Source organism: Mycetohabitans sp. B8 (genome assembly GCF_021991875.1).
GTDB lineage: Bacteria > Pseudomonadota > Gammaproteobacteria > Burkholderiales > Burkholderiaceae > Mycetohabitans.
The window spans coordinates 149935-168218 of the sequence record NZ_JAHLKR010000016.1 but is presented as its reverse complement, the minus strand read 5'-3'; the positions used below and the strand labels follow the sequence as shown (position 1 = coordinate 168218).

At 64.1% G+C, this 18284-nt stretch carries 13 protein-coding genes and 2 pseudogenes; 4 read left to right on the top strand and 11 right to left on the bottom strand.

Features of this window, described 5'->3' with window-relative positions:
- Nucleotides 1-147 precede the first annotated feature (147 nt).
- Nucleotides 148-2457, top strand: a complete 2310-nt coding sequence (locus tag KQH60_RS06810; protein WP_237575749.1) for a hybrid sensor histidine kinase/response regulator — start codon at nt 148-150, stop codon at nt 2455-2457.
- Nucleotides 2458-2482: 25 nt separating this feature from the next.
- Here the strand turns inward: KQH60_RS06810 and pcaD are convergent, their stop codons facing one another.
- Both pcaD and KQH60_RS06800 read right to left on the bottom strand, forming a co-directional pair.
- Nucleotides 2483-3274 (bottom strand): 3-oxoadipate enol-lactonase, encoded by a 792-nt coding sequence (pcaD, locus tag KQH60_RS06805; RefSeq protein ID WP_237575748.1) that lies wholly within the window; start codon nt 3272-3274, stop codon nt 2483-2485.
- 78 nt (nt 3275-3352) lie between these two features.
- Nucleotides 3353-3906, bottom strand: a pseudogene (locus KQH60_RS06800) (CoA-transferase); the annotation flags it as partial.
- Nucleotides 3907-3911: 5 nt separating this feature from the next.
- On the opposite strand from KQH60_RS06800, the pseudogene KQH60_RS06795 reads away from it, so the two are divergent.
- Both KQH60_RS06795 and zwf read left to right on the top strand, forming a co-directional pair.
- Nucleotides 3912-4379, top strand: a pseudogene (locus tag KQH60_RS06795) (IclR family transcriptional regulator C-terminal domain-containing protein); the annotation flags it as partial.
- An 85-nt stretch (nt 4380-4464) separates the two neighbouring features.
- Nucleotides 4465-5949 carry a glucose-6-phosphate dehydrogenase gene (gene zwf, locus KQH60_RS06790; RefSeq protein ID WP_237575747.1) on the top strand — a complete coding sequence of 495 codons (1485 nt, stop codon included), beginning with the start codon at nt 4465-4467 and terminating at the stop codon, nt 5947-5949.
- 162 nt (nt 5950-6111) lie between these two features.
- Here the strand turns inward: zwf and KQH60_RS06785 are convergent, their stop codons facing one another.
- From KQH60_RS06785 to KQH60_RS06765, 5 genes are all read right to left on the bottom strand, one after another.
- Nucleotides 6112-8505: an ATP-dependent DNA helicase gene (locus KQH60_RS06785; RefSeq protein ID WP_237575746.1), complete on the bottom strand. Its 2394-nt coding sequence runs from the start codon at nt 8503-8505 to the stop codon at nt 6112-6114.
- Complete coding sequence (locus KQH60_RS06780) at nt 8505-10337, bottom strand: VRR-NUC domain-containing protein (protein ID WP_237575745.1); 1833 nt, start codon at nt 10335-10337, stop codon at nt 8505-8507. The genes KQH60_RS06785 and KQH60_RS06780 overlap by 1 nt, the downstream gene beginning before the upstream one ends.
- Before the next feature lie 96 nt (nt 10338-10433).
- Complete coding sequence (locus KQH60_RS06775; protein WP_237575744.1) at nt 10434-10682, bottom strand: hypothetical protein; 249 nt, start codon at nt 10680-10682, stop codon at nt 10434-10436.
- Between the two features lie 99 nt (nt 10683-10781).
- A complete protein-coding gene (clpB, locus tag KQH60_RS06770) occupies nt 10782-13376 on the bottom strand; it encodes an ATP-dependent chaperone ClpB (protein ID WP_237575743.1) in 2595 nt (864 codons plus the stop codon).
- Between the two features lie 52 nt (nt 13377-13428).
- Complete coding sequence (locus KQH60_RS06765; RefSeq protein ID WP_237575742.1) at nt 13429-13884, bottom strand: Rrf2 family transcriptional regulator; 456 nt, start codon at nt 13882-13884, stop codon at nt 13429-13431.
- A gap of 184 nt (nt 13885-14068) precedes the next feature.
- Here KQH60_RS06765 and KQH60_RS06760 point away from each other — a divergent pair, with 184 nt between their 5' ends.
- The gene (locus KQH60_RS06760; RefSeq protein ID WP_237575741.1) at nt 14069-14542 is read left to right on the top strand and encodes a group III truncated hemoglobin; all 474 of its coding nucleotides are present in this window, start codon (nt 14069-14071) and stop codon (nt 14540-14542) included.
- On the opposite strand, the gene KQH60_RS06755 is transcribed toward KQH60_RS06760, so the two are convergent.
- The 4 genes from KQH60_RS06755 to thrC form a co-directional block, all read right to left on the bottom strand.
- The gene (locus tag KQH60_RS06755) at nt 14539-15030 is read right to left on the bottom strand and encodes a molybdenum cofactor biosynthesis protein MoaE (protein ID WP_237575740.1); all 492 of its coding nucleotides are present in this window, start codon (nt 15028-15030) and stop codon (nt 14539-14541) included. The genes KQH60_RS06760 and KQH60_RS06755 overlap by 4 nt on opposite strands.
- A 37-nt stretch (nt 15031-15067) precedes the next feature.
- Complete coding sequence (moaD, locus tag KQH60_RS06750; RefSeq protein ID WP_237575739.1) at nt 15068-15325, bottom strand: molybdopterin converting factor subunit 1; 258 nt, start codon at nt 15323-15325, stop codon at nt 15068-15070.
- A 64-nt stretch (nt 15326-15389) separates the two neighbouring features.
- A complete protein-coding gene (gene glp, locus KQH60_RS06745) occupies nt 15390-16640 on the bottom strand; it encodes a gephyrin-like molybdotransferase Glp (RefSeq protein ID WP_237576079.1) in 1251 nt (416 codons plus the stop codon).
- A gap of 166 nt (nt 16641-16806) precedes the next feature.
- Nucleotides 16807-18258 (bottom strand): threonine synthase, encoded by a 1452-nt coding sequence (gene thrC / locus KQH60_RS06740; protein WP_237575738.1) that lies wholly within the window; start codon nt 18256-18258, stop codon nt 16807-16809.
- Nucleotides 18259-18284: the final 26 nt, after the last annotated feature.

The following is an 18284-nucleotide window of genomic DNA, read 5'->3' as shown; positions in this document are numbered from 1 at the left end:
TCGGGTTCACACGATGGTCCTAAAATAGAGGATCTTTTGTCGACAAGGGTGTCCCTATTTGAGATGCGCACGCCTGCGAAAAGACCTGCAGGGCCGAGCGAGCCAGCAACCGCCGACAATCGTGCAACCGTCGGGGCGGACTGGCCCGTGCCGCTGTCCGGGCACAGCGAGCCCAACGCGCCGATGCGCGACTTTGCCACGTTGCGCCGTGCATTGGTCGTGCTGCTCATCGCCACCGTCGTGCTGCCGGCGGGGTTCCTACTGTACTACGGCCTAACCAGTTGGCACAAAGCGCTAGACGACGCCAGTGGATTCGCCACACGTTCGTCGCGGATCACCGAGGAGCAGGCGCTGAAGGTGTTCGAGCTCAATGAAGTGATCCGGGACAGGGTCCTGCAGGCGATCTACGATGCCGAATTCCATGGCGGCGCGTTGGGTAACTATGCAATGATCACCAAGCTGCGCTCCATTGCCGCACCTTTCGATCATTTGGCCGCGGTAAGCATATACGATGCAAGCGGCCGGCTCGTGGTCACCAACGATCCCTATCTGGGCGTGCCGCGCAGTCTTGCGCAGACCGACGCATTCCGCAGCGCCGCCCAGTGGAACCAGGGCGACTACGTGACCGAGGCGATCCCGTTGCGGGGACACCGTGACCACATCTTCGATGTCGTCACGCCGCGCCATTTCAGCGATGGCTCATTTGCCGGCGTCGTCGCCCTATCGATCCGCGCGTCGTACTTCGAGGATTTCTATCGTGAACTCGTGACCGGCAGCCACATCGGCCAGCTCGCGCTGATGCGCAATGATGGCACGTTGCTCGCCCGCTATCCGCCGCCGGCGCCCGGCGACATCAAGCCGCCGGTGCCACGCGGCGTGCTGGCCGCGCAACTGGGCGGCACCGAGCGGGTCCACCTGGCCGATACGCAAGCGATCATCGGCTACCGGCGCGTGGGCTCGCGGGACGTCTACGTCACCGACTACTTGCGGCTGGACCAGGTGTTCTCGCGTTGGCTCGCTCGCACCGCGATCGTCACCGGCTTTTCAGTCGTGCCCAGCATCGCGTTGTTCCTGGTGGCGTTCGTCGCACTGCGCCGCCTCGATAACGAGGAAAAAGCATGGCGTCAATGGCAGGCGGAAGCCTCGCTGCGGCGTGCGGCCGAGGAAGACTATCGGCACGCGCTGAAAATGGAATCGCTGGGCCGACTGACCGGCAGCGTCGCGCACGACTTCAACAACCTGCTGATGGTGCTGTCCGCGAATGCGCGGCTCATCCGCCTAAAGATGGGCGAGGGCAACATGGCAAAGCAGTGGCGGGCCATTGAACGAGCCGTGCACACTGGCGAAGCCCTGACTCGTCGTTTGCTCAGCGTCTCGCGCAAGCAGCCTACGCGGGCCGAGCGGATCGACCTGCGCAGTCGTCTGGCCGAGTGGAAGGGGTTGATCGAGGCGTCCGCCGGCCCACAGTGCGACGTGCGCATCGCCGTGCCCGACAGCGTGTGGTCCGTGCTGGCGGACCCCACCGACCTGCAGCTTGCGCTGATCAACCTAGTCGCCAACGCGCGCGACGCGCTACCGGCCGGCGGCCGGATCGCCATTTCGGCCAACAACCACCAGGCGGCACACGAGCGCGCCGGCGCGGCGCCGGCAGCCGAAGCGGAGCGGGTGCGTATCGCGGTTAGCGACAATGGTTGCGGGATGAGCGCCGACGTGGCGGCGCGCGCGTTCGAGCCATTTTTCACGACCAAGGAACTCGGCAAGGGCACCGGCCTCGGGCTGCCGCAGGTCTACGGCTTTTGCCAGCAGGCCGGTGGCGATGCGCAAATCATTAGCCATCCTGGCGTGGGCACGACGGTCGCCTTGTTCCTGCCGGCGGCCGCGCCGGCCGCCGAAGCCGAGGCACCCGCCCACGCCGGGCCGCACGCCGCTGAGCGCGACGGGGCTGTCCCGCGTCCATCGGCGTCTGGCAGCGAGATTCCCGCACCGGCGCGCGGTGAACCCTTGTCGCGGCAATCGCCCGCCACGACGCCGGCGGACGCCAACACGGTACCCGACGGCCGGCCGAGCCGCGCGGCGCGTGCGCGCCACGCCTTAACCGGCATGACCGGGCTTGAGCTCCTGCTGGTGGAGGACGATAATGAGGTCGCCGAGGCGACGGCGGCAGTGCTGAACCTAGATGGTCATCGAGTCACCACCGCGCCGGACGCCCATTCAGCCCTGCAGATCTACCATCAGCACGCACGATATGATGCGGTGATCAGCGACGTGACCATGCCCGGCCCGATGAATGGCATCGACCTGGCCATCGCGCTGCGCGACGCGGACCCCAGCTTGCCCGTGATCCTGGTCACTGGGCACACCGACAAGTTGAGTCTGGCGCAACGGGAAGGCCTGCTGGTGCTGCCCAAGCCAGTCAATTTCGACGTGCTGCGCTCCGCGCTTCCTCACGCGGCATGACGCTGGCTTATGTCAGCGGCCCCTGTTATGCGGCGCCCCGCAGAAATGCCACCAGCTCACGGTTGTACGGGTCACGTTGTTCGATGTTCGAGAGATGCGATGCATTGAGTTCGAGATACTGCGCTCCCCGGATCGCCGCGGCCATTGCCCGGCCCTGCTCCGGGCTCGTCGCAACATCGTGCGTGCCAGCGATGACCAACGTCGGCACGGTGACGCGGCCCAATTCGTCGCGCAAGTGCGCATCGCGCACCGCCTCACAGTTTGCGGCATACCCCTCGGGGTCGGTGGCCATCAGTTGCGCCCGCAACGGCTCTACCTGCGCGGCTTGCCGCTCGCGGAACCCTAGCGTAAACCAGCGCTCGATAGCCGCGTCGGCCAAGCCGGCCATGCCTTCGCCGCGCGCTTTCGCGATGCGCGGGTTCCACACCTGCGACGAGCCGATCTTGGATGCCGTGTTCGACAACACCAGCCGAATGAGCCGGTCGCTATGGCGCGCGCCCAGCGCGATGCCGATCTGCCCGCCCATCGACAAACCGCAAAAGTGCGCACGCTCGATGCCCAACGCATCCAGTAACGCGACCACATCATCGGCCAGCCGTCCGATTGTATAGGGCCCCGGTGGCGTATCCGACTGCCCGTGTCCGCGCGTATCGTAGCGCAGCACGCGAAAATGCACGCTCAGCGCCGGGACTTGGGCATCCCACATGGCAAGTCGCGTGCCCAGCGAATTGGACAGCACGACCCACGGCGCCTCGGTATGCTCGGCACCGTCAATACGGTAATGCAGGTGAATTCCGTCAATCGACGCAAATGGCATGATGGATTCCTCGTCAGTGGCTCAGATCATGCGTGGGCGGGCCGCACGGCCGCTGCGGCCCCTTAGCGCGTGCTCACTTCACACGCCAGCCGTCTTGTCAGTCAGCGACAAGCCGGTTAGCGTCACCCGCTGCGCGAAGGCGTGTCCACGCAGATTTCTCGCACCGCCACACCTTCGTCCGTGATGTCAAACACCGCCACATCGGTGTAGACGCGGTCCACGCAACACACGCCCGTGATCGGATACATGCATTGCGGCACTAGCGTGCTGTCGCCCTGCTTAGTGAGCAATTCCATCATCACGAACCCCTACTTGGCGCCGATCGCCAGGTCCATGGCGCCGACGACGGCCGCGATCGCGTCCGGCGCGCCGGTGTGCCAGTTCGCCAAGTCACCGTCCGCCGACACTTGGAAGGCGCCGAGCACGCAATAGTCCAGGTGTCTGCCACGCAGCATCGCAAACGAATCGGCATAGTGGAAGTAGCAACCGTCGGTGAGCAGCGTCACAGGCTGCTTACCCGCGTTGATCAGTTCGTCGTCCTCGTCGCCGGGCGCTGGCGCCGGGCCCATGCCAAGCAGCCCGTTCTCGCTGTGCAGGAAGATTTTACGCTGCGCGCCGAGATGGTTGGCCACTCCGGGAAACCACCGCGGCCGCGGTGCTCGACCACACCGACATCGTCTACGTGCTGCGCGTGCCGACACACTCGATCATCACAGAACTTATCCATTGGCAGTCGCCTGCCGGCGTATTGCACGTCAATGGGCCGCGTGCTGCTGTCGGAATTGCCGCACGAGCGCATCGACCCGATATTGGATGCACCGCCGCTTACGCAACGCACGCCGCGCACGCTGACTGACAAGGCCCAGATCAAGCAGGCCATCGCACAGGTGGAACAAAAGGCTGGCCCATCGTCGCCCAGGAGTTGGAAGCAGGCCTGATTTCGATGTCGGCGCCGATTCGTGACCGCCAGCGGCGCATCATCGCCGCAATGAATGTCAGCGGCAATGCACAACGACAATCAGCGACGCAGATGATTCAATCGTGTCTTGCACCACTGCGCGACGCGGCACAACGCGTCTGCGAGTTGATCACGCGGCGAAGCTGAGCGCGCGACGCGCGGGGGGCGTGCAAAAATCCGCATAACCATGCACCATACAGGTTGCTCAACCGGCCCACGACACGCACGCACCATGACGACCACGGCTTCTTCCACAGCCTCTGCCGCATCCGCCTGCGCGCTGGACATGATCATCTTCGGCGGCGGCGGCGACCTGTCGGCCCGCAAATTGCTCCCGGCGCTGTACATGGCGCATCTGCACGGCAACCTGCCAGCCGACACGCGGATCATCGCGATCGGCCGCAAGGACTTTTCGCGCGACCCGTACCTCGCGTTCATCGACGAGCAATCACGGCCGTTCGTCGACAGCCGCGCGCTGGACAAACAGGCGTGGGACCGCTTTCTAGCGTTGCTCGACTACGTGCGGATCGATGCCGGCTCGTCACCCGACTACGCCAACCTCGTCGCGGCGTCCCGCCCCGGAGCGCAACGCGTGTTCTATCTGGCCACATCACCCGAGCTCTTCACGACGATCTGCGACAACCTCGCCGCGTGCGGGCTGGTCGACAAACAATCGCGCGTCGTGCTCGAAAAACCGTTGGGACACGACCTTGCGTCGGCACGTGCGATTAACGCATCGGTCGGGCAGCACTTTGCCGAATCGCAGATCTACCGGATCGACCATTACCTGGGCAAGGAGACCGTGCAGAACCTGATGGTGCTGCGCTTTGGCAACGCGATTTTCGGGCCACTATGGCAAGCGCCGTACATCAAGAGTGTGCAAATCACAGTCGCCGAGACCGTGGGCGTTGGCAGCCGGGCCGGTTTCTATGACCAGACCGGCGCGCTGCGCGACATGGTGCAAAACCACCTGCTGCAGTTGCTGTGCATCGTAGCGATGGAGCCGCCCGTGTCGCTCGATCCCGACTCGGTACGGGACGAGAAACTCAAGGTGCTGCGCTCGTTGCGTCCGATGACGGTCTCGGACATCGCCCGCGACACGGTGCGCGGCCAGTACACTGCAGGCGCGATCGGCGGGGAGCCGGTCAAGGGCTATCTCGAGGAAGACAACGTGCCGCCAGGCAGTCGCACGGAGACGTTCGTCGCGCTGCGCGCGCACATCAACAACTGGCGTTGGGCCAATGTACCGTTCTTCCTGCGCACCGGTAAGCGGATGCCGAAGCGGTGTTCCGAGATCGTCATCGATTTCGCCGACTTGCCTTTTTCGATCATCCCAAGCGGGCCGCGCAACTACGGTAACCGGCTGGTCATTCAACTACAGCCGGAGGAATCGATCCAGTTGCAAATGCTTGCGAAGGAGCCGGGCAGCGGCATGCACATGCTGCCGGTCAATTTGAACCTGGACTTGCAGCAGGCGTTCACGGGGCGCCGCGCCGAAGCCTATGAGCGGCTGTTAATCGACGTGATCCGGGGGCGGCTGACCCATTTCATGCGCCGCGATGAATTGGAAGCCGCTTGGGCCTGGGTCGAGCCGATCCAGGCAGGCTGGCGCGAACTAGACGAGCGCCCCCGCACTTACACGGCCGGCACCTACGGACCCGCCGCTTCGTCCATGCTGATGGCACACGAAAATACGTCGTGGGCCGAAGAAATGTGATGCAACGGGCGGCGGCCGGGTGTTTCGGGCAGGTGCTCCGGACGGGTGGTCGGGCCGGTGTCCGGCCGGTACGTCGGCCCCTTTCCCCGCCAGTAGTTGACCCGCTGTGTCGCGAGTGGTCGACTGCGCTGCCCGGCGGGTAGTTGGGCCGCTGCCCGCCGCCTAACGGCGGCTCTCCGGCTCGACCTTCCACCAACGTGGCAACAACGCGCGCACGTCGCGACGCATGAAGCGGTCATCCAGCAGGTGCACGACACCACGATCCGTTTCGCTGCGGATCACGCGGCCTGCGGCCTGCACCACTTTCTGCACCCCCGGGAACAAGTACGTATAGTCGAATCCGGCACTGAACAGCCGCTGCATCCGCTCGCGCAACTGTTCGTTTACCGCATTGATCTGCGGCATTCCAAGCGTGGCGATAAACGTGCCGACCAGCCGCGTGCCGGGCAGATCAATACCCTCAGCAAATGCACCGCCGAGCACGGCGAATCCGATGCCGCGGCCGTGCGGCTCAAAGCGGGCGATGAAGGCACGCTGTGCTGGCTCGTCCATCGCCCGGGCTTGCCGCCACACCGGAATCGATGGATGCGTAGCGCTGAACAGCGCAGCCGCCTGTTCCAGATATTCAAAGCTACTGAAGAAGCACAGATAGTTTCCGGGCAGCGCCGCATACTGCGAGGCAATCCGCTCAACCAGCGCGCCAAGCGACGCCTGGCGGTCCCGATAGCGTGTCGAAATCGACGGCGTCGCGTACACGGCGAGTTGTTCCGCGCTGAACGGACTGTCGACGTCGACATTGACGGTACCGTCCGGTAGTCCGAGCAAGTCGCGGTAGAAGCGCGCGGGCCACAGTGTCGCGGAAAAAAGCGTCATCGAATGAGCTGCCGCCACGCGCGCGCGCAATGCCGCCGCCGGCACGACATTGCGGATGCACAACGTCGAGCGCGACGTGGCGCGCGCCGCGGCCCCCTCCAGCGTGGCCAGTGTGACATCGAACATCCAGTGCTCGTCGAAACGCTCGGCGATGCGCAGGAAGTGAATCGCATCGAGATAGAAGCGCTCCAGGCGCACGTTCGGCACAAGCTGCGGCTCGGCCAGATGCTCGCCGATCGCACCAACGGCGCGCTGCAGCGCGCGTAGCCATGCATCGGGCAGCACGTCAAAAGCGTGGTACGGTTCGGTTTGCGCGCGATTCAGCGTGTTCCAGCACCGTTGCAAGTGACGCAGTGCGGTGCGCAGCATGCCGCGCGCGCCACGAGCAAGATGGGCCAGTTCTCCCTGCTCAAGCGTGGCCGAGTACATCGCCCGCGCCCGTTCGGGTAGATTGTGCGCCTCGTCCACCAGTACGGCGACCCGCCACTGGTTTTGCACAGTCAACGCAAACAGGGGGGCACTGGTGTCAAAATAGTAGTTGTAATCGCCGACGATCACATCAGCCCAGCGCACCAATTCCTGGCCCAGGTAGTATGGGCACACGCGATGAGTCAAGCCCACCTCGCGCAGCGCGCCGCGATCGAGCCAGTACTTTGCTAACGCCGCCTCGCGTGCAGCCGGCAACCGATCGTAGAAACCTTGCGCGAGCGTGCATGCCTGCCCGGTGCACGCATTACCCGGATACTCGCACGCCTTGTCGCGCGCGACCAGCTCAACCACACGCAACGGCAGCGCAGGAGGAGACCCCGGCGCGCGCGCGCCGATGCCTGTGCACCCGACCATCCCGGATCCGGCCCGCGCGGATTTCGTTGCTGATTCTGCTGATTCCGTTGATTGTCGCGGGCTCACTGCGCCACGCGTCAAGGACTGCAGCGAATCCAATGCCAGTTGCCGTCCAGGACTCTTCGCGCTTAAAAAAAACACTTTGTCGATTGAGGCGCGCGGACAGGCCTTGAGCAACGGAAACAGCGTACCGAGCGTCTTGCCGATGCCTGTTGGTGCTTGCGCAAGCAACACACGAGCGCCGAGCGCCGCGCGGTAGACCGCCTCGGCAAGCTCGCGCTGGCCAACACGAAACGCTGGAAAAGGCAACTGCAGACCGTGCAGCATCGCATCGCGCGCGACGCGGTGCGCCCGTTCCTGCGCCGCCCACTCGATAAAGCGCACACATTGCTGTTCGAACGCCGCTTTCAACTCAGCGGCACTCGCCGTCTCGGTCAGCACGGTTTCGCGCCCAGTCGCGATGTCATAATACACGAGCGCGAGTTCGATCGACGGCAGTTGCGCCTGCTGACAAAACAGCCAGCCGTACACCCGCAACTGCGCCCAATGCAGCGCGCGGTGATTGCCCGGCATCGCGTCCAGTTCGCCGCGATACGTCTTGATCTCCTCGAGCCGGCCCCGTCGCGGATCATAGCCGTCCGCGCGACCGCGCACCGTCAGCTCTTGAAACTCGCCCGTGACGCTGATTTCTGTTTGGTAGTCCGCGTGGCGGCGGCTCGCAACGACGCGATGGCCGATCCTGCCCTCCTCGGCGCTGGGAGACGGCGTAAACCGCAGATCCAAGTCGCCTTGCTTCGCCGTGAACTCGCACAATGCGCGCACAGCAATCATGTAGCGCATCACACCGTCCATTGCGCCGGCGCGCTGACGCCGTCCGGGATCGCATTGCCGACAGCGGCGGGCGGCGCCAGCCTGCTGTCCCCATCGGCGAGCCATCGCACGTGCGCGACGCTGACCGGCAGCCCCTTTTCGTGTGCGTAAGCTAGCCAGCGCACCTGGTTGTCCTGCAACCGGTCACCCGGCCCTTTCACCTCAATCAATTCATACGAACGCACGGCCGGCATGAATTGGACCAGATCCGGCAATCCGGAGCGGTTTCGCGAGATGTCCCACAGCAACCGCTCGAACCACAGCTTCAGGTGAGCGGCCGGCATGCAGTCCAGCGCGAGCGTCAACAACGTAGGATCGAACACGCCCCAGGCTACGAACGGCGACTGAATCCCGGCCTTCGCGGCAAAATTATCCTCGATCGTGCGTCGATAGCGACCATCGTCGAGTTGTTGCAGGCAGGCATCAAACAGCGCCTGACGACGCGCGACGAACGTTGGCGTGGCCAGGTCCGCTGGCCCGCGCTGGAATGGATGAAAAAACGCGCCGGGTATCGGCGCGAATATCACCTGCCAACACAACAGACCAAACAAGGTGTTGATTAATGCGTTTTCGACATAGAATACCGGCGCCTCTGGACGATGCAGGTGAGCGCGCAATACGTGCTCGACCCGCATCGGCGCGGTAGGCATGGGCAAGAGCCAGTCGCTACGTGAGATCGGCATTGCTGGTGCTGGTGCCGGTGCCGATAAATCAGATTGCGGTGAAGGTGCGCAGTCCCAGCCGGATAGCCGTTCGCCCCATGCCGATTGCACCGTCCACGGCGACTGCTGCCGTGCGGCACGCGGCACGCGCTGTAGCCGCGCAAGTGTACGCGCGGCGCGCTGTGCCTCGCCCTCGCTGATCGGCGTCCGTACGACTTGCGCAGCAAGCGCCAATGCGTCACCGCGACGACCGAGTGTCTCAAGCACACGCACTCGCCGATAGCGGGCATCCGGATAGGTACTCGCCTCGTACGCATGCAGCGCGCGCGGCCAATCGCGCCGCCGTTCGCAGTGCTGGCCGATCTGGAACAACACCTTGGCGCGACGCATGCCGAGCCAAGGATTATCAGTCGGACATGCGCACGCCTGCGCCAGCAGTGCGTCCAGCGTCGCGTCGTTGGGCACCGCGTCCAGCGCCTGGCGACAAGCATGCAACGAGAAATAAGCATCGACATCTTCGCGCCGTTGGAATGCGCGGGACGATCCGTCCAAGCGCACGGTTTCGTAGCGGAAAATACCCAGGTCGGCCAGCACGAATTCCGACCAATCCTGCCGCAAGTTCCCGAAGAACATCAATCGAAACCGATCACACAGGGGTCCCAGCAGGAAGCGGACGACCCTCGCTGGCCCATTTGGGCACCAGGCCGAATACGCATGTTGTACACTGGGATACGCGGCACGCAGCGCGTCAAGCAGCGCCGCCTTCGTGCCACGCGCCACCTTTGTGTCCATGAAGCGGTGCTCGAGTTCAGCCTTGGTCGCCACCGTGAATAGTTCGTCAACCGACATCGGCGGATCGAGTTCGACCCAACCTCGCGCAATCAATGACCCGCAAGCGGCAAGCGGCTCGCCGATCTCGGCATACCGCAGTTTGTCCATGCGAAACAACGGTCCTTTGCGCATCAGCATCCGGACCAGCAGCGCGCGCGACGCATGGGGCAACGACTCGAACGCGTCGATGAAAGCCCGTTCTTGCCCGTCAAGCAGGTCATCGCATCGATCGCTCAACCACGCGATAGCGTGACGGAAGTTTGCGACATAGTAGAACGGGTCCACGCCGCCGGCGGGAATCGCGGCCATCATCCAATCCTGTATAAATATACAGTACAAGATGATACCAGCGTCGGCCGCATCGGGTCACCCGCCATCACAGCAGTGTCCGGTAGCCGTTGACGATCACGTCAAGCGCGAGGTAGCCGAATGGTCGGAATCGAGAACATGACGCGTTATGGGTAGCGTCCGCGTCACATATGAGGAAATAGCGCGCGAGCAGCGTGCCGGCGGCGGCGTGAAACTCGACAGGCCCCGCACATCGACATCGGCCGCAGCCGTGAATTCGTCCATTGGCTGAGCCAGCCACAGCAGCCCGTGAGCGTCATTTTCCAGCGCATAGCGCTCACGCGGCTGCCCGAGCCGCGCGATCAACACGGACTCGGGTTGGCCGGCCTGAAACCTGCCAGGACTGGCGCAGGCGCCGAGCAACAGCGCCAGCGCCCCGCTACGTCCCCACGCATCAGCGCCCTGTCAGTGCACGACCCGTTCGAACACGAACTTGCCGTCCTCGAAGTCGACTGGGATCAGGTCCTTCGGACCGAACCGGCCACCAAGGATCAGCTTGGCGATCGGGTTTTCGATCTCCTGCTGGATCGCGCGCTTGAGTGGCCGCGCACCGAATAGTGGGTCGTAGCCGACCTTGCCGATGTGCTCGAGTGCCGCATCCGACACGTCCAGTTGCATGTCCATCTTCGCCAGTCGCTCGGTGAGCCGTTGCAGTTGGATCTTCGCAATCGAACGAATATGGCTGCGATCCAGGCCGTGAAAGACGACGACTTCGTCGATCCGATTCAGGAACTCGGGGCGGAAATGCTGCTTGACCTCTTCCCAGACCGCATCGCGCACCGCCGCGTGAGGCTCGCCGACCATCGACTGGATCTGCTGCGAGCCGAGATTCGACGTCATCACAATCACGGTGTTCTTGAAATCCACCGTGCGGCCCTGGCCATCGGTCATGCGGCCGTCGTCGAGCACCTGTAGCAGCACGTTGAACACGTCCGAGTGCGCCTTCTCGATCTCATCGAGCAGGATCACGCTGTACGGCTTGCGCCGCACGGCTTCGGTCAAGTAGCCGCCTTCCTCATAGCCAACATAGCCGGGCGGCGCGCCGATCAGCCGCGCGACGCTGTGCTTTTCCATGAACTCGCTCATGTCGATGCGGATCAAGTGGTCCTCGGCATCGAACAAAAATGCCGCCAGCGCCTTGCACAACTCGGTCTTGCCAACCCCGGTCGGGCCAAGGAACAAGAACGAGCCATAAGGGCGGTTCGGGTCGGCCAAGCCTGCCCGCGAACGGCGAATCGCGTCGGCCACTGCACTAATCGCCTCATCCTGGCCGACCACGCGTTCATGCAACTTCGCCTCGATTTGCAGCAGCTTTTCGCGCTCGCCCTGCATCATCCGCGCGACCGGGATGCCGGTGGCGCGCGATACGACCTCAGCGATCTCCTCGGCGCCCACCTGCGTGCGCAGCAACCGCGGCTTGTCGTTTTGGGGCGTATCGGCCTCGGCCTGAGTGACGGCCTTCAGTTGCGTCTCCAACTGCGGCAACGTACCGTACTGCAACTCGGCGACCTTGTCCAGCTTGCCTTCGCGCTGCAGCCGCACGATTTCCGCACGCGTCTTGTCGATCTCTTCCTTTAAGTGCGCACCACCCTGGACGGCGGATTTCTCCGCCGTCCAAATCTCCTCGAGATCCGCGTATTCGCGCTCAAGCCGCGCGATTTCGTCCTCGATCAACGCTAGCCGCTTCTGCGATGCTTCGTCGGTTTCCTTTTTCACCGCCTCGCGCTCGATCTTCAACTGAATCAGCCGACGGTCGAGCCGGTCCATCGCCTCGGGCTTCGAGTCGATCTCCATCTTGATTTTGGACGCCGCCTCGTCAATCAAATCGATCGCCTTGTCCGGCAAGAAACGGTCGGTGATATAGCGGTGTGACAGCTCGGCAGCCGCAACGATGGCCGGATCCGTGATCTCGACCTTGTGATGCAGCTCGTACTTTTCCTGCAACCCACGCAGGATCGCAATGGTCGCCTCGACCGACGGCTCATCGACCAGCACCTTTTGGAAGCGCCGCTCAAGCGCCGCATCTTTTTCGATGTATCGGCGGTATTCATCCAGCGTCGTCGCACCGATGCAATGCAACTCACCGCGCGCGAGCGCTGGCTTGAGCATGTTGCCCGCGTCGATCGCGCCTTCCGCCTTGCCTGCGCCAACCATCGTGTGAATCTCGTCGATGAACACGATCGTGCGGCCCTCATCCTTCGCAATGTCGCTGAGCACTGCCTTAAGCCGCTCCTCGAATTCGCCGCGATACTTGGCGCCGGCCAGCAGCGCGGCCATGTCCAGCGACAGCACCCGTTTGTCTTTCAGTGTCTCGGGCACCTCGCCATTGACGATGCGCTGCGCGAGACCTTCGACGATCGCGGTTTTGCCCACGCCCGGCTCGCCAATCAACACCGGGTTGTTCTTCGTGCGGCGCTGCAGGATCTGGATCGCACGGCGGATCTCGTCGTCGCGGCCGATCACCGGGTCGAGCTTGCTAGCACGCGCGCGCTCGGTCAAATCCACCGTGTACTTCTTCAGCGCCTCACGCTGGCTCTCGGCATCTTGGCTGTTGACCTGCCCGTTGCCGCGCACCGCCGCGACGGCGGCCTCCAGCGCCTTGCGGGTCAAGCCATGCTCGCGCGCAAGCCGGCCAGCGTCGCCCTTGTCATCGGCGAGCGCGAGCAGGAACATCTCGCTGGCGATATACGCGTCGCTGTACTTCTGTGCTTCCTTGTCCGCCTGGTTCAACAAGCCGCTCAACTCGCGGCTCACTTGCACATTGCCATCGGTGCCATGCACTTGCGGCAACCGTTCCAACGCCGCGCCAACCGCGGCTTGCAACGCCTGCACATGCACACCGGCGCGCGACAACAGCGAGCGAGCCGCGCCATCGGGCTGCGCGAGCAGCGCCGCGAGCACGTGCAGCGGTTCGATATACTGGTTGTCTCGCCCAACAGCAAGGCTTTGTGCGTCCGCGAGCGCTTCTTGGAACTTCGTGGTTAGTTTGTCGATCCTCATCGAGACCTCCAATGCTTGTCTGCCCCGTATCTTGAGGTCCGAATGAGGCTTTTCAAGCGCCCGGGGTAAGCGTGATTAGGCCTAGCGCGTGCACGAGCGGCGCGCTCGGCTCACTCAACTCAGCCACCGTGTGCTTGTCAAGCTCGGCTAGGAACGCCTGGCGCGCCGCAACCATCACGACCTTGAGTTGGCAGTGCGGTTCAATGACGCACGCATGGCAGTCATCGGTCCCCAGACAGGCGACCAGCGCAAAATCATTCTCAGTGGCACGCACGATCTGGCCGACCGTTAGCGTCCGGGCGTGCGGCGCCAGCCGCAAGCCGCCGTTGCGCCCGCGCACCGTGTCGACCCAGCCCCGCTCGCCGAGCAGTTGCACGACCTTCATCAAATGGTTCTTCGACACCCGGTACGCATCGGATATCTGCTGAATCGTGGACAATCCGTCGTCGTACACCGCCAGGTACAGGATCACGCGTAACGCATAGTCGGTGAAATCGGTCAATCGCATAACGGGTATCCCAGCTTACGGCTTCAGGTGCAGAATAAGGGCTGGCGCGGCAACATGCCGCCGCGCTCGGGGCCACCTCGGGTATCTTACTGCCACAGACACGGATTTGCGCGCTAGGCCATGCCGCGCTGCGCCGTCGATCTGCCGCGATGCAATCCAATTCCTCTGCTGACGACACGACATCATGATCCATCCCGAATCCGACGCCGCGTCGAGCCGACTGGCTATCCTAGACGAAGCAGGCATCCATTCGCTAGTCCACCGCTTCTATGCACGCGTGCGGGCGGACGACACGCTGGGACCCCTCTTCGCGCAGGCGATCGGCGACGCATGGAACCCGCATCTGGCGAAAATGTGCGACTTTTGGGCCAGCATCGCGCTGGGCGTCAAACGCTACAAGGGCAACGTGCAACTGGCCCACCTTCCACTGAAGGGAATCGAGCCCGAGCACTTCAACCGCTGGCTGTACCTGTTCCTAGACACGGTCGAGCACCTGTTCGAGCCCGCTGCGGCGCTCAAGCTGATGGCGCCGGCGCTGCGCATCGCAGAAAGCCTGCAGCTGAGCCGCTTCGGCTGGCAATATCAGGTACCGCCGGAGCAGAAGGCGTTGCTCGAGCGAATCGCGCCGCGCCGCGGCGAGCGTGGCGCCGCTCACTAATCGTCGGCAAGCGGATCGTTCGCCGCGTTGTGCGACACAATGCCCCAGCGCGCGAGCGCCGCGTCGTCGGCGGCGCGCGCATCGACCCAGCGCTCGCCTTGCCCGGTGCGCTCCTTTTTCCAAAAAGGCGCGTTGGACTTCAGGTAGTCCATCACGAACTCGCAGGCGGCAAACGCGTCGCCTCGATGCGCAGCCGCGACCGCGACCAGCACGATCTGCTCGCCCGCGTCGAGCCACCCGTACCGATGCACCACGCACACGTCGATACCCGCCCAGCGGCGCTCGGCTTCGGCAACAATGGCCTCCAGCGCCCGTTCGGTCATGCCCGGATAATGCTCGAGTTCCAACGCGCTAATGGACTCGCTGTCGCTCAACTCGCGCACGGTACCCACGAAGCTGACCACCGCGCCGATACGTGGATTGCGCGCACGCAGCCGAGCGAGCTCTGTCGTCACGTCAAAATCGTGCGCCTGCACGCTGACTGTCATCCCATCCTCCGCCGTACCCCGCCCGGCCGATGCCGCGTCACCCGCCGGTGACGGGTGGAAAAAATGCTACCTCGCAACCGTCGGTCAGTCGCGTCGACGGGCCGGTCATCACGTGGTCGCAGGCCATGCGCAGCGAGCGCGTGTCCGCCAGTGCGCCTGCCCACGCGCCGCCGCGCGAGCACAGCCAAGCGCGCACGTCGCCGACCGTGTTGACGCTGTCCGGTACGTCAACCGTTTCCGCGTTCGTGCCGACCGCCTCGCGCACACTTGCAAAAAACCTCAGTTCGATCTTCATTGCCATTGACCGTTGAAAAAGCTGTTTCCCCCGCGCGGCGCCTCAGCGTCGCGCTGCCACGCCATTACGCCAGCAACGTCGAGAATGGCAGGAAACGCACCGTCTCGCCTGCCTGGATCGCATGCCCGGGCGGATTGTCGATCAATCCGTCCCCCCACACTGTCGATGTCAGCACCGCCGAGCTCTGGTTCAGAAACAGGTCCAGACCTCCAGCCTCGTTGATCCGCGCGCGCAGGAATTCATTGCGGCGATCTGCCTTCTTTTGCGTAAAATCGGCGCGCATGCGCAGCGCACGAGGCTCGACGCATCCGACGCCAGCTAGGCGCAGGATAAACGGGCGCACGAACAACAAGAACGTCACGAAGCTGGACACCGGATTGCCGGGCAAGCCGATGAAAAACACCGCGTCGCGCGTCGCGCCGGCGCACGACGGCCTAGCGGCCACCGGTCGGCGCACTGTACCGAATGCAAGCGGCTTGCCCGGCTTCATCGCAATTTGCCACAGATGCAACGAACCTTCCGCCTGCACCGCGGCCCGCACGTGATCCTCCTCGCCGACCGATACACCGCCGGAAGTAAGGATCAGGTCATGCGCGAGCGCCGCCTCGCGCAGCGCGTCGCGCGTCGCATCGAGCCGGTCCGGCACGATACCGAGGTCCGTCACGTCGCAGCCGAGTGCGGCCAGCAGCCCGCCGAGCGTGAACCGGCTCGAATTGTAGATCGCGCCTTTACGCAACGGCTCGCCCGGCATCGTCAACTCGTCGCCAGTGAAGCCTATCGCGACTCTCGGCCGTCGCGCGACCGGCAGCGTCGCACAGCCGACCGACGCGGCCAAGCCCAACGCCTGCGGCGTTAGCCGCGTGCCCGCGGGCAAAATCACTGCATCCTTGCGGATATCCGAACCACGCCGGTTGATCCAGTCGCCCATGGGCGGCGGCGCATCGAACGTGACCGTCTCGCCATGCGCATGCGCCTGCTCCTGCATCACGACCGTGTCGGCGCCCGCGGGCAGTCGTGCCCCGGTGAAAACGCGCGCCGCGGTGTCGGCCTGGAGTGCGCCACCGGGCGCATGACCAGCTGGCACGCGCTGTGACACGCGCATCGGCCGCCCGGCCACGACGTCGGCGGCCCGCACCGCGTAGCCGTCCATCGCACTGATGTCGGCCGGCGGCACATCGAGCGCCGAGCGAATGTCGGCGGCCAACACGCGGTTCAGCGCGTGCTGCGTCGGCACTGTCTCGAGCGCGTCGGGCTGCGCACATAATGGAAACGCCGCGACTAGCAACTGCGCAAGCGCGTCCTGCGTGGCCAGCAGTGTCGGGTGGGTAGCGCCCGTGGCCGTGGCAGCACAGGCCGTTTGACTAGCACACGCCACCGGTGCGGTATCGTTCGGGATCGACATCGGATTCGGACCGGATGTTGACGGATAAAGGCGTATTGTAGCCCCGGCGCTGTAGCCCGGCGCCGCGCCGGCACGCCGCCTAACCGTCGATCCGCGCGCGAATGAAGTCCTTCACGCGTGCAGCATCGGCCGGCAACACGGTGAAACGCTGCGGCAACGCCTCTAGTCCATCAAAGGCCCGCGGGCGCTCAGGAACCTGGTTCAGCGCCTCGCGAATCGTATCGCCGAACTTGATCGGCTGCGCGGTCTCGAGCACGATCATCGGCACCCCCGGCTCCAGGTATTCGCGCGCCACTTTCACGCCATCCGCCGTATGCGTGTCGATTATCGCCTGGTAGCGACGGTGGACGTCGCGGATCGTCGCAATCCGATCCGCGTGCGTGCTGCGACCGGACACGAAACCGAACTCGCGCACGCGGGCAAAATCGCCCGACGCGGCCAAGTCGAACCCGCCCTTGGCCTCGACGTCGTAAAACAACTGCAACACGCGCGCCGAATCGCGGCCCAGCAAGTCGAAAACGAAGCGCTCGAAGTTCGACGCCTTCGAGATGTCCATACTGGGACTAGTCGTCTGGTAGGTTTCAGCCGCGGCGCGCACGCGATACGTCCCGGTGCGGAAAAACTCGTCGAGCACGTCGTTCTCGTTGGTGGCGACCACCAGCTTATCGATCGGCAAACCCATCATCCGCGCGATGTGGCCGGCGCACACATTGCCGAAATTACCCGACGGGACTGTAAACGACACGCGCTGGTCGTTGCCGCGCGTCGCCTCGAAATAGCCTCGGAAATAGTAGACAACTTGTGCGACAACCCTGGCCCAGTTGATCGAGTTGACCGTGCCGATTTGATAGCGGGCCTTGAACGCGTGATCGTTCGAGACGGCCTTGACAATGTCCTGGCAATCATCGAACATCCCTTCGACCGCGATATTGAAGATGTTCGAATCCTGCAAGCTGAACATCTGCGCGGTCTGGAACGCGCTCATCTTGCGATAGGGCGACAGCATGAACACACGCACGCCCCGCTTGCCGCGCATCGCGTACTCGGCAGCACTGCCGGTGTCGCCGGACGTCGCGCCCAGGATATTCAATTGCTGGCCACGGCGCGCCAACGCGTGCTCGAACAGGTTGCCAAGCAACTGCATCGCCATGTCCTTGAACGCGAGCGTCGGACCGTTGGACAGCTCGAGCAGCGCGAGCGGCGCGCCACCCTCGACGCCCAGCGTCTTGAGCGGCGTGATGCGCTGCGCATCGCTGCCGTCGCGCACGTTTGAGTACACGTCGGCGCGATAGGTGCGCCGCGTCAGCGCCCGCAAGTCGTCAGCCGGCATGTCGTCGCAGAATTTCGCAAGGATCTCAAATGCCAGGTCCGCATAGGACAGCATACGCCAGCGGGACAACTCGGCGTCGGACACAAGCGGATACTGCGCCGGCAAATACAGGCCACCATCCTTCGCAAGACCGCCGAGTAGGATGTCGGAAAACGAATGGCGCTCGCCGAGCCCGGCGCCGCGCGTGGAAATGTAGTTCATCCGGGAATGCTCCTGGCGCTCCAGCC